10 protein-coding genes and 2 tRNA genes are annotated in these 13369 nt (G+C 48.0%); 11 read left to right on the plus strand and 1 reads right to left on the minus strand.

Features of this window, described 5'->3' with window-relative positions:
* Window positions 1-54: 54 nt before the first annotated feature.
* From dnaA to HC352_RS00050, 11 genes are all read left to right on the plus strand, one after another.
* Window positions 55-1623, plus strand: coding sequence for a chromosomal replication initiator protein DnaA (gene dnaA, locus HC352_RS00005; protein WP_168917000.1), 1569 nt, complete (start codon window positions 55-57; stop codon window positions 1621-1623).
* 421 nt (window positions 1624-2044) lie between these two features.
* Window positions 2045-3163 (plus strand): DNA polymerase III subunit beta, encoded by a 1119-nt coding sequence (gene dnaN / locus HC352_RS00010; protein WP_168917001.1) that lies wholly within the window; start codon window positions 2045-2047, stop codon window positions 3161-3163.
* A gap of 5 nt (window positions 3164-3168) precedes the next feature.
* Window positions 3169-4416 (plus strand): DNA replication/repair protein RecF, encoded by a 1248-nt coding sequence (gene recF / locus HC352_RS00015; RefSeq protein ID WP_168917002.1) that lies wholly within the window; start codon window positions 3169-3171, stop codon window positions 4414-4416.
* Window positions 4409-5008, plus strand: coding sequence for a DciA family protein (locus HC352_RS00020; RefSeq protein ID WP_168917003.1), 600 nt, complete (start codon window positions 4409-4411; stop codon window positions 5006-5008). Before recF ends, HC352_RS00020 begins: the two co-directional genes overlap by 8 nt.
* Before the next feature lie 259 nt (window positions 5009-5267).
* On the plus strand, window positions 5268-7328 hold the full coding sequence (gene gyrB / locus HC352_RS00025; protein ID WP_369801244.1) for a DNA topoisomerase (ATP-hydrolyzing) subunit B: 2061 nt from the start codon (window positions 5268-5270) through the stop codon (window positions 7326-7328).
* Window positions 7329-7351: 23 nt separating this feature from the next.
* Window positions 7352-9913: a DNA gyrase subunit A gene (gyrA, locus tag HC352_RS00030; protein WP_168917005.1), complete on the plus strand. Its 2562-nt coding sequence runs from the start codon at window positions 7352-7354 to the stop codon at window positions 9911-9913.
* A 42-nt stretch (window positions 9914-9955) separates the two neighbouring features.
* Entirely contained in the window at window positions 9956-10393 is a 438-nt protein-coding gene (locus tag HC352_RS00035) for a DUF3566 domain-containing protein (protein ID WP_168917006.1), read from the plus strand.
* Window positions 10394-10500: 107 nt separating this feature from the next.
* Window positions 10501-10574 (plus strand) — tRNA-Ile (locus HC352_RS00040).
* A gap of 23 nt (window positions 10575-10597) precedes the next feature.
* Window positions 10598-10717 (plus strand): DLW-39 family protein, encoded by a 120-nt coding sequence (locus HC352_RS08945; protein ID WP_211080672.1) that lies wholly within the window; start codon window positions 10598-10600, stop codon window positions 10715-10717.
* A 22-nt stretch (window positions 10718-10739) separates the two neighbouring features.
* Window positions 10740-10812, plus strand: a tRNA-Ala gene (locus HC352_RS00045).
* A 203-nt stretch (window positions 10813-11015) separates the two neighbouring features.
* Window positions 11016-11960, plus strand: coding sequence for a DUF5996 family protein (locus HC352_RS00050; protein WP_168917007.1), 945 nt, complete (start codon window positions 11016-11018; stop codon window positions 11958-11960).
* Window positions 11961-12090: 130 nt separating this feature from the next.
* On the opposite strand, the gene gltS is transcribed toward HC352_RS00050, so the two are convergent.
* Window positions 12091-13326 (minus strand): sodium/glutamate symporter, encoded by a 1236-nt coding sequence (gene gltS, locus HC352_RS00055; protein ID WP_168917008.1) that lies wholly within the window; start codon window positions 13324-13326, stop codon window positions 12091-12093.
* Window positions 13327-13369 lie beyond the last annotated feature (43 nt).

A 13369-nucleotide genomic window follows, 5' to 3' on the forward strand; every position in this document is an offset into this window, starting at 1 on the left:
ATGATTGATACAGACCAAAGGATATCTTTGGAAAACTATGCACAAGGGGAGACAATGTCAGACGGATCATTTGCACAGGATGCTTGGACAGCGGCCATTGAACTTTCTCGAGCTGAAGGACGCCTGTCTGAATCCCAAACTGCATTTGTTCGCCTAGCTACTCCACTTGCAATTGTCGAAGATCGATTCCTTATCGGCGTCGCTACTGAATTTACTCGTAACCTCATTAACACGAATGTTGCACAATCTTTAACGGAACAACTGTCTGCCATCGTTGGCCGGGAACTCACACTTGATATTTCTGTTGATCCAGCTTTATCAGAATCATCAGGCATGGCAACATCGACCTCGTCTACAGCTCCCCGGAAGACACAACCGGAACCGATATTACATTCTGTTCCTCAATCGCCTTCTGTCGATATTTCCCCTGCAGCCCAACCAGTTACACCACCGTCAGCTCCCGAACCAACGGAATTTTTCCCTACTCCGAACTACGATGCAACACCGTCGTCGCCAACTCCTTTACGTCGTCTCGATCCACGAACCCAAGAAACCCGTGATTCTGCGCGCCTGAACCCGCGCTACACATTCGAAACATTCGTGACTGGAGAATCAAACCGTTTTGCACACGCCACTGCGCTTGCCGTCTCGGAATTACCTGGCTCCACATATAATCCACTTTTCCTCTATTCAGATTCTGGAATGGGGAAAACCCACCTTCTGCACTCTATTGGCAATTCAGTCCAAGAAATGTTCCCCACGAAAAAGATTCTCTACGTTTCAGCTGAAGAATTTACCAACGCTTTTATTAACGCCTTGGCCAATGGTCAAATGCATAACTTTAAAGATCAATTTCGCACTGTTGATGTGCTTCTCATTGACGATATTCAATTCCTATCGGGACGTGATCGTTCCCGAACACTTGAAGAGTTTTTCCACACCTTCAACGCGCTCATTAACGCCAATAAACAAATCGTGATTACCTCCGATGTGGCTCCTAACCTTCTTGTCGATTTTGAAGATCGGATGATTTCACGCTTCAAATCAGGAATTACTGCAGCTATTGATTTGCCCAACCTCGAAACGCGTATTGCTATCTTGAACCGAAAAGCCATGGCAGAAGGTCTTGAAGTTCCACGTGATGTTATCGAATTTATTGCATCTCGCATCACCAGCAATGTGCGCGAAATGGAAGGTGCCTTACGCAGAATCCGCGCATTTGCCGATCTGACAAAGCAACAGATCACCCTTGAACTAGCCGAATCACAGCTCAAGGATATGATTTCTGATCCCAGTTCGATTCAAGTGACAGCTGGAATGATTGTGGCCCAAGTGTCGAACTATTTCGGAGTTCCGCTTGCTGATTTGAAATCCCCAACTCGTACTCGCACATTAACATTGCCTCGCCACGTCGCAATGTATTTGTGTCGAGAGCTCACTGATCTTTCTCTACCGAAAATCGCTGAAGAGTTTAACCGGCGCGATCACACTACCGTGATGAATGCAGTGCGAAAAGTTGAAGCACTGATGGCCGAAAAGCAAACAATTTTTACCCAAGTCTCAGAATTAACAACAATTATTAAAAACGCAGCGAAAGACCACGCACAGTTAGCTACCGAATAAATGAACCTAGCTAATAAACACCCGAAGACACACGAAAAAATCTAAGTTCAAAAGATAACGCTTCATAAAAACATCTTCTTGTGTGTTTTCATGTGGATAACTGTGGATAAAACCTGTGAATCTGTGGATAAAAACTACTCTCTTTTGTCTCATCCACATAATCACATGTTTTACTCGCAGAATATTCACGAATAATCCACGGTATGAAATAGCTATTTACCAACGAATAGTCAACTTATCCACAGTATCCACAGAGCCTATTACTACTACTACTTAAAGAGTTAATGACAACAATGGGCCGCCACCGACTGCGAGTAACTATCGAAAAAAAGAAACTGTCCACAAAATAGCATTTAAATTCCAGGCTTTGGCAAGTATCGCGTACAGTAATAAGTAGTAATTATGAGGAAAGTAGGTTGCGGTGAAAATAATCGTCGAACATGACGTCTTCACAGAAGCTGTTACATGGGTTGCACGTACCATTCCAAATCGGCCAGCAATTCCAGTACTTGCCGGTCTGAAAATTCAGTCGTCACAAAACGGTATTGTGTCCCTAGGCTCACGAGATTCTGATATTTCATCTCATGTTGATATTGAAGCAGATGTACTTTCTGCCGGAGAAGTCTTAATCAACGGACGGCTACTTGCTGATATTTGCCGGGCTTTGCCACGTAAACCAATCGAACTAACGCTAGATGGAACAAAGCTTGAGATTGAATGTGGATCTTCGCATTTCTCAATGAAAACCATGGCTAGTGAAGATTACGCAGACAGCACAGATATGCCACCAGTTGTTGGTACTGTTGACGGTTCTCAGTGGCTCGAAGCTATCAGCCAAGTCTCCATCGCTGCCTCAAATGATGATACTTTGCCACTACTTGTCTCCGTATGTCTGGAAATCAACGGCGATTCCATTGCTCTTATGGCAACTGATCGCTACCGCCTAGCTGTGCGAGAACTATCGTGGGCTCCGCAAGACACCACGATGTCGAAGCGAATTTTAGTTCGCGCCTCACGCCTTTTAGACATCGCCAAAGCACTCGGATCAGCAGGGCCAATCGAAATTTCCCTCTCTGATTCACTTATTGGATTTGCTGCTGGTGGAAAACAAAACACCGTCCAACTTATCGACGGCGAATATCCACAAGTTCTTTCCCTTTTCCCATCTGAAACAGCCGGATATATGGTGATGAACCGAGTCGATATGCTTGATGCAATTAAACGCTCACGCCTCGTCGTCGAAAAAAATGCTGCCGTGCGGCTTTCATTTACCGAAGGCGAAGTGACCATCGAAGCAGGCCAAGGCGATCAAGCCCAAGCTTCCGAAGCACTCGCGGCAGAAGTTGTGGGAGAAGATCTCAAGATGGCGTTCAACCCGATCTTCCTTCAAGAAGGATTTGCCGTCATGAACGGCGAAAAGGTCCGGCTATCAGTTACCCATCCAACGAAACCAGCAGTCATGACGGCTGAAAAAGACGGCGAATCTGATGAAGAATTCCGCCTTTTACTCATGCCGGTTCGCACGTTTGGTAATAACTAAGCGCCGTGTATATCTCCGACCTCGCGTTAAACGATTTTCGTTCTTATCGCGACGTTGTTATTTCCTTCAACCCCGGAGTGACCGTATTCATCGGTGAAAACGGGCAAGGAAAAACCAATCTGGTTGAAGCTATTGGCTATTTAGCAACTTTTTCCTCACATCGAGTCAATGGCGATACCAGTTTGGTTCGGCAAGGAGCATCCGCGGCAGTTGTGCGCGCCAAAGTTATGCACGGCCAATCACCAACCACTGTGGAAATCGAAATATTGGCCGGCAGAGCCAACCGGGCACGCATTAACCGAGGCAACGCCAAACCAACCGACGTCCTGGGAATCGTACGAACAGTCATGTTCGCGCCCGAAGATCTTGACCTCATCAAAGGAGATCCAGCCGCTCGTCGTCGATTCCTTGACGAGATCATGATTCAGCTACGTCCACGTATGGCACAAATAAAAGCTGATTATGCCAAAGTTGCCAAACAACGTGCCGCACTCTTAAAGACGTTGTGGAAAACTCGTCGTCGAACCGGAATCGTCGATGACACCACCCTCATTATTTTCAACCAACAGTTGGCCCAACTTGGTGCACGTATCATCGCAGAACGCGCACGTATCATCGCTGCGTTGCGGCCCCACGTCGAATCCTATTATCACGAAGTCTCTGGTGGAAAGGGCGTAGCGCGAATCGATTATGTTGCCAACGTCGACGAACGAACTGGTTGGCAACTCCCAGCCATCACTGCGCTCGAAAGTGATGACACCGGACAACTCGCCACAGATATAGCTACTCACGAAATCGATTTACAAGATGAAGCAGCAACTGAGCAACGTCTGCTAGCTGCGATGGATGAGTGGCGCGATCAAGAAATTGAGCGCGGCGTCAATCTTGTTGGACCACACCGAGATGACCTCGCACTATCACTGGGAACGTTGCCTGCTAAAGGTTTCGCTTCGCATGGTGAATCATGGTCCTATGCGCTCGCGTTAAGACTTGCCTCGTGGCAAGTCTTGCGTGACGATTCATCTGGAAATTGGGCCGACGACGGCGAACCGATTCTTATTCTTGACGACGTTTTTGCTGAACTTGATGCCCGGCGCCGCCAACGGCTCGCCACAATTGTTGGTCAGGGATCTCAAGTATTTGTCACTGCAGCAGTTGGTGATGATCTCCCAGAAGAACTCATCGGGCACAAATTCGTTGTCCATAACGGAGTTGTCCATAACGGAACAGTGAAAGAAGTAGCTGATGAGTGAGACAACATCGAGTCGCGTAACTCAAGCACGCCGGGAAGCTGCGCGTAAACACGGCGACATTTTGCCACTACAAATTTTGCACCGAGTCCGCCGTATGGCAGCCGATCAAGGATACGTGCGTCGCCGTAACACTTCTCGAGCAACACTGGCAGCTACTCAGCCAGAACCGATAGGTGACAAGCCATTAGTTCCTAGCCCAGGACAAGATGTTGGCTCGGGGGCACGTCCGTCCTATCGAGATCCACAACCTTTGTTTGTGTTGATAGAAAAAGCTATCGAGGAACGCGGTTGGAAAACTCACGTTGATGTGGCCTCTGTTGTGACGCGGTGGCCGGAGATTGTTGGCCCGGCTGTGGCTGCTAACTGCTCAGTTGTTGATTTCAGTGACGACGGCGTTTTGACCTTACAAGCGAAAACCGTGGCGTGGGAAACTCAGATTAGATCCTTGTTACACCATTTGGATGCTCGACTAGCTCAAGAACTTGGTGAAGGCGTAGTTAAAGAAATTCTACTCAACGGCCCTTATGTTCCTTCCTGGAAACATGGGCGATTATCGGTTCCGGGGCGTGGCCCACGCGATACGTACAGCTAGGTAGCTGACCAAAAACATGGTGCGCCGATAAAAATACAGGATCTCGCACCTAGCGTTGTGTATAAGCATGTTGTGCCGTATATCGAGATTTTATGCACCCGATGTTTTGCCAGTAAAAACGCGCTATAATGAGATAGGTTGGTTTGAGGTAGGTCCCTACCTTTTTAGGGGAGAAATCAAGCAGAGACGTTTTTACGCATGTTCTATGAAGTAGCACACAGTTCACTCGTGTGTGGTACTGGACATGTCATCACGAAGAATGAGGGGAAGTCTACGCGTGTCAGAAGAAAATAAGACCGAGACTACACACCATGCGGGTACGGTAGCTAAAGGTACCGAATACAACGCAGCAAATATTACTGTCCTAGAAGGTCTTGAAGCTGTTCGCAAACGCCCAGGCATGTACATTGGTTCTACTGGTGAACGCGGACTCCACCATCTCGTCTACGAAGTTGTGGACAACTCAGTGGACGAAGCCTTAGCTGGGTACGCATCCGAAATCACCGTCACCCTTCTTGATAATGGTGGCGTCAAAGTTGAAGATGACGGGCGTGGAATTCCAGTAGATATTCACCCAACGGAAGGCGTAGCAGCTGTTCAAGTTGTTATGACTGTACTACACGCTGGCGGTAAATTCGGTAATGGATCCTATGCCGTTTCTGGTGGTCTACACGGTGTGGGTATTTCCGTTGTCAATGCTTTGTCGGTACGGATGGATACTGAAGTTCGACGTGATGGATATGTATGGCGAATCTCGTATGAAAACGGTGTGCCCGTTGCTCCACTGGAAAAAGGTGAACCGACGGATAAGACTGGAACAACCCAAACATTTTGGCCAAATCCAGAAATATTTGAAACAGTTGATTTTGATTTTGATACGTTACGCCAACGTTTCCATCAGATGGCATTCTTAAACAAGAGCCTGAAGATTACCCTTGTTGATGAACGTGAAACAGCAGTGGTTGAGGGCGATGAAGTTACCGGGGAAGATAACGACGTCGAAAAGAAGCACACTTCTGTCACCTACCGTTACGATAACGGCCTTCACGATTACGTTACTTACCTGATCAAAACTAAGAAGGCTGAGCCAGTACACGCCGAACCTATCTATTTCGAAGCTGAAGATACCGAGCGGGTAATCTCCGTCGAAGTAGCAATGCAATGGACTAACGGATACTCGGAATCGCTACACACCTTCGCCAATACGATTAACACCACTGAAGGTGGAACTCACGAAGAAGGCTTCCGCACTGCACTGACCTCAGTCATCAACAAGTATGCGCGCGATAAGAACATTCTTAAAGAAAAAGACGCCAACTTGACTGGTGATGACATCCGTGAAGGGCTCACAGCCGTTATCTCCATTAAACTCGGTGAACCACAGTTCGAAGGTCAAACAAAAACCAAGCTGGGAAACACTGAAGCACGAACCTTCGTCCAGCAGACAACATACGCCCAGCTCACTGACTGGCTCGACATGCATCCTAATGAAGGCAAAGAAATTATTCGCAAAGCCCTTCAAGCACAAAGCGCTCGCCTTGCAGCCCGTAAAGCACGTGAAGCTACCCGGCGTAAGTCCGTCCTTGAATCAGCTGCGATGCCTGGAAAACTTAAGGACTGCACATCGAATAATCCAGAAGAGTGCGAAATCTTCATCGTCGAGGGTGATTCCGCAGGTGGTTCGGCAGTCAACGGACGCGATCCGAACCATCAGGCAATTATGCCGATCCGTGGAAAGATCCTCAACGTTGAAAAAGCTCGCCTCGATCGGGCGCTGTCTTCCGAATCAATCCAAAGCCTTATTACCGCATTTGGTACTGGTGTTGGTGAAGAATTCGATATTAACAAACTGCGCTATCACAAGATCGTCTTCATGGCCGATGCGGACGTGGACGGTCAGCATATCGCTACGTTGCTCTTGACCATGGTGTACCGCTACATGCGGCCACTCATTGAACATGGCTATATTTACCTTGCTATGCCACCGCTTTATCGCATCAAATGGACAAACGCCGATCATGAATACGTTTTCTCCGATAAAGAACGCGATATCAGACTCGAAGAAGGCCTTGCCGCTGGCAAGCGTTTACCTAAAGCTGAAGGCCAAGGAATTCAGCGATACAAAGGTCTTGGTGAAATGAACGATTCAGAGCTTTGGGACACCACCATGAACCCAGAAACTCGCACCCTCAAACGAGTCAGCATTGGCGAAGCAGCCGCAACAGACGAATCTTTCTCCATCCTCATGGGTGAAGACGTGGCCTCACGCCGGTCCTTCATCCAACGCAATGCCCACGACGTCCGCTTCCTCGACATTTAAGAATGGCTGGTTAAGAACAACCCATGACTGAAGAAATAGCAGAATACAACCACGGTCTCATCAAGGACGTCGATCTCCAACGGGAAATGGAAACGTCCTATCTGGACTATGCCATGTCCGTTATCGTCGGCCGTGCACTTCCAGACGTTCGTGACGGTATGAAACCTGTTCACCGACGCGTTATCTACGCTATGTGGGATGGCGGTTACCGGCCAGATTCCTCGTTTTCCAAGTCGGTGAAAATCGTTGGTGATGTGATGGGTAATTTCCACCCACACGGTGATGCCGCGATTTACGAAACTATGGTTCGTATGGTTCAGCCATGGAACCTGCGCTACCCACTGGTTGCTGGCCAAGGAAACTTCGGTACTGCCGGTGATCTTGGCGCCGCAGCTCCGCGTTACACCGAAGCCCGAATGGCACAACTTGCCGTTGAGATGGTCCGTGATATTAACGAAGATACCGTCGATTTCATCCCAAACTTTGATGGCTCTGTTCAAGAACCAACCGTGCTTACCGCCCGTTTCCCAAATCTCCTTGTGAACGGATCAGAGGGTATCGCAGTCGGTATGGCTACCCGTATTCCGCCACACAATTTACGTGAAGTAGCCGAAGGTGTTCAATGGTTCCTCGATCATCCAGAAGCGACCCGCGAAGAACTCCTCGAAGCTCTTATTGAACGAATCAAAGGTCCAGATTTCCCTACCGGGGCAACAATTCTTGGATCTAAAGGCATCGAATCGATGTACCGGACTGGTAACGGTTCAATCACCCAGCGTGCCGTTGTTGAGGTTGATGAAATCAATGGCCGTCAATCTCTTGTTATCACCGATCTGCCATACCAAGTCAACCCAGACCGCTTGTTGGACAAGATGGTTGAAGGTATTAAAGACGGTCGCCTGCCAGGTATCGCCGATATTCGAGATGAAACATCTGGGCGTGCCGGCCAACGCATCGTCGTTGTACTCAAGAAGGACGCCGTCGCTAAGGTTGTGCTCAACAACTTGTATAAGCACACGCAGATGCAAAACAACTTCCCGGCAAATATGTTGGCGTTGGTTGACGGTGTGCCGCGTACTCTTTCACTCGATGGCTTCGTACGTCACTGGGTTGATCATCAGATTGAAGTGATCCGCCGCCGTACCGAATTCCGCTTGCGGAAAGTTCTTGAGCGATTGATGATTTTGGAGGGCCTGGTTAAGGCTCTTGATGCGCTCGACGAAGTAATTGCGTTGATTCGTCGCTCACCAACTGTGGATGAGGCCCGCGAAGGCCTTATGACACTCTTGGATATTAACGAGATTCAAGCAGATCATATTCTCGCTATGCAGTTGCGCCGCCTAGCTGCTCTCGAACGTCAAAAGATTCTCGACGAGCGTGACGAAAAGATGGCAATGCGTGACGACTATCAAGATATTTTGGCTAAGCCAGAACGTCAACGCACTATCGTATCGGACGAACTCGGGGAAATTGTTGCCAAGTTCGGTGATGAACGCCGTACTAAGATCCTCCCATTTGACGGCGAAATGTCCGATGAGGATTTGATTCCAGAAGACGACGTGGTCATCACCATTACCCGCTCTGGTTTCGTCAAGCGCACCAAGGTTAGTGAATACCGCGCCCAACATCGTGGTGGTAAAGGAATCAAGGGAACTTCGTTGCGAGAAGACGATATCGTTGAACATTTCGGTATCACCTCCACCCACGACTGGCAACTATTCTTTACTAACCAGGGCCGGGTGTACCGCATCAAGGGTTACGATTTACCAGAAGGCGCTCGCGATGCTAAGGGACAACATATCGCCAACATGCTGGCATTCCAGCCAGGTGAATCGATTGCCTCGATGGTGTCGATCCGCAGCTATGACCAAGCAGATTACCTTGTGCTCGCTACGGAAGACGGTCTGGTGAAGAAGACCCGTTTGAGTGATTATGATTCGGCACGTACTGGCGGTTTGATTGCCGTTAAGCTACGTGAGCGCGAAGATGGAACCACTGATCGTTTGGTGGCTGCTCGTCTCTTAAATGAGGGCGACGACGTCATCCTCGTCTCACGCGGCGGACAGTCCTTGCGTTTCACGGCCGACGACGAAACCTTACGTCCGATGGGTCGTGCAACATCTGGTGTAACCGGTATGAAGTTCCGCGGTGATGATTGCTTGCTCGCAATGGATGTTGTTGACGAAGGCGCGGAAGTCTTCGTCGTCACTGAAGGTGGCTTTGCTAAGCGTACTGATATTGAACAGTATCGTGTTCAAGGACGTGCGGGTCTTGGTATCAAGGTTGCTAATGTGGTTGAGTCGCGTGGTGACCTCGTCGGAGCGCTTATCACTCATCCAGGTGATGAAGTGATGGTCATTATGGAATCTGGCAAGGTTGTGCGTTCTGCAGTCGAGGAAGTATCGCTGACTGGACGTAACACTCAAGGCGTTAAGTTTGCTACCCCGGATAAGGGTGACAAGATCATCTCCATCGCGCTCAATATGGAAAAAGACGAAGAAGATGAGGATGCGGACGATATCACCGTCGTCGAACCGGAATCTGCTACGGAAGATGACGCACAAGCCGTTACCGAAGTAGAATAAGCCTAATCGTGAAATACTCACACCTGGTCAATGGAGAACAACATGACAACCACAACTGACGAATCGACCTCGCAGCCAACAATGGTGCAAGAAGTCGTACCACATGAAAAGCACGAAGTCGGTATTCGCCGGGTCAAAATGACAATTTCACGGGTTGATCCGTGGTCGGCGCTGAAACTGTCATTCTTAGTGTCGGTAGCAATCGGCGTTATGATCGTGATCGCAACCGCCGTATTGTGGTTTGTGCTCGATTCAATGCACGTGTGGTCCCAGGTTGATGGTCTACTTAAAACATTGAACTCTGAGGCGTTGTTACAACTCGGGCAATTCATGGAGTTTGGCCGTGTTATTTCATTCTCAGTAGTTGTTGGCGTCATTGAAATTGTTCTCATGACTGCTTTTGGGGCGCTTATGGCTTTGATCTATAACGTTGTTGCCATGCTTGTTGGCGGGTTACACGTTACCGTTACGGACGAATAATCCGAGTAGCTCTGATAGAAAATGTGATGTGCATTGCTTGGAGCCGTTGTGGTTTGATTCTGGACTTAAAATTGAGTTAATCTAATTCGGCACGAAGAAATGCATAAGGGCCTATAGCTCAGTCGGTTAGAGCGCTACACTGATAATGTAGAGGTCGATGGTTCGAGTCCATCTAGGCCCACGCTAACGTAAGAAGGAGGAGAAATGAAGAAGTTCGTTCTCGTCACTCTTGCAGTAGTTGGGGGATATGCATTATTCCTCAAAGCATCGGAAACGATGCAAACTCAGGCGATGTGGCAGTCAGTCACAGATCCTGTAGACTAGCTTCGAACAGTAAGTTAGAAACGGGGCTATGGCGCAGCTGGTAGCGCATCTGCTTTGCAAGCAGAGGGTCAGGGGTTCGAGTCCCCTTAGCTCCACAGATAAAATCCCGGTAGGAAACTTCCTACCGGGATTTTTGTTGTATTGATATTCTGCAAATATTGCTAAGGTTTGCTGTTCTTCATGTTGTCTTGATTCTGCTGAAAGCTAGTTTGGACTAATATCTGCTTTCAAGGATGGCGGAGATTGATATGGTAGCTATTAATAGTTTGTGACACTGATTTAATGGAGATGACTTCTTATGACTACCTCGATTGCGCCTTCTGCTTGGCCAGAACTCCGGATTGATGATTGGACTGATACCCGCGATACATTGCATATGTGGACGCAGATTGTTGGCAAGATACGTATGCAGTATGCGCCACTAGTTAATCATTGGTGGCAAGTGACATTGTATGTATCGCCGGTTGGCTTAACAACGTCCTCAATCCCATTCGCGGGAGACGTTTTTGATATCGAGTTTGATTTTATTAATCATGAGTTGAATTTCCGCCGCTCTAATGGGCTACATACGAAGTTTGCGTTGGAAGCGATGACGGTAGCTGATTTTTATGCAAAGGTGCAGCAGTCTATGGCGGACATTGAAGTGCCGATGGATATTAGTGTTCTCCCGAATGAGGTTGATCCGGCAATTCCGTTCCCGGAGGATACTGTTCATAAGAGTTATGACAAGGATGCTGTTCAGCGTTTCTGGTTGCAGCTATCGAAGGCTCATATCGCGTTGGATGATTTCCGTGCTGGGTTCTTAGGCAAGGTAAGTCCGGTGCATTTCTTCTGGGGTTCTTTCGATATGGCATGTACTCGTTTTGTGGATAAGGAAGCTCCTGAGCATCCTGGTGGTATGCCAAATTGTGCTGATTGGGTGATGGTGGAAGGTTATTCGCATCATCTTACGAGTGCTGGTTTTTGGCCTGGGGGTGAGGGTGAAGGCCTGTTCTACTCTTATGCTTATCCTGTTCCAGAGGGTTATGCTCGCCAGAAGATTGAGCCTGCGGAAGCTTATTACAGTGAAGATTTCCATGAGTATGTTTTGCCTTACGAGGCAGTTCGTAAGTCTGATAATCCAGAAGAGATGGTTCGTCAGTTCTTGGAAAGCACGTATGCTTTGGCAGCTGATCTAGATGGTTGGGATCGGGACAAGCTTGACGCTGATCCGCATCGCCTAACCACATACATGAATCGGTAATTGTTTCAGATTGACTCTATCTATTTGGGTTGATTAAGTCTTTCGTAGCGCGTAAAACCGGGGCCTCCATAGTGCATTGCATATGAAGGCCCCGGAATGCGTTACTGTAAAAATGGGTATGAAGTAGTGGCTAGAAAATCGCTAAAAAGCCGATAATTGCCATAATGTTGAAGAAGTCAATAAACATTCCACCAACTACTGGCAGGACGAAGAAGGCTGTTGGGGATGGGCCAAACTTGGCTGTCACAGATTCCATATTAGCCATACCGTTCGGAGTTGCTCCCATTGCGAAACCAATATTTCCTGCTACGAGCACGGCAGCGTCGTATGTGGATCCCATTGCTTTGAAGGTAATAAAGCGTGTGTAAAGTACTGTCAAAATAACCTGAGCAGCCAACAGTACCACCAAGGCAAATGCTAAGGAGCCTAGCTCCCATAATCGTACTGACATGAGAGCCATCGCTAAGAAAACACTTAAGGTGACAGTTCCTAACATGTCGATTTCTTGATGTGGAACAAGCTCTTGAACACCGTTATCTTCTCCACCGGCCCGCGCGAAACGAAAATCGGAATACCAGCGCGCCAAGATACCACAGATCATCGGACCTAAATAGGCAGGGAATTGTGCCATCGAGGTCCATCCGCTGACTAACATATTTAATCCGTCAGTAACATAGCTACCGATAAACATGGCAACGAGTAACGCCATAAAACCAGTTAATACTCGTTCGGCATTTAACGGATGAACCTTTTCGTGGAGGAATGAATCATCAAATGTCGCATTGTCGTGCACATTGACTAGATCATGACGGCGAATAAGTCGTAACGCTACTGGCCCACCAAGTAAAGAACCGGCTACTAAACCGAATGTTGCAGCAGTATAAGCAATAGATTCCGCACCTTGGAATCCAGCTTCTTGAATAAGAGGAGCAATACCAGCAGAAGTACCGTGTCCACCTGTCATCGACGTCGAACCGACCATTAATGCTAAAGGTGCCGGGAGGTCAAGGAAGGGTGCTAAGCCAACAACAACCAGATTTTGGGCGATGACTAAGCCAATCGTTACGAGTAAAAATAGCGCAACTTTTGGACCAGCCTGCCGTAAAATCATTGGGCTTGCACCGAAACCGATCGAGGTGAAGAACAAGATCATGAAAAAGCTTTGAAGCGTGGTATCGAACTGGAAGTTTACGCTTTGAGTGAGGTGGAAAATGAGATTAACGATAGCGAAGAGGAATCCGCCAATCACTGGTGAAGGAATGGCGAAACGTTCGAATAGGGATACTCGCCGTCGAAGAAACCTGCCAAAAAACAGTAGTAGCACGGCGAATCCGATCGTTTGAACCATCGAAAACTCAATCGTCATATATACCTCATGGAAAATAGGGGATAATATCGGCAAGCCAGTA

Source organism: Arcanobacterium buesumense (genome assembly GCF_012563545.1).
Taxonomy (GTDB): Bacteria; Actinomycetota; Actinomycetes; order Actinomycetales; family Actinomycetaceae; genus Arcanobacterium; species Arcanobacterium buesumense.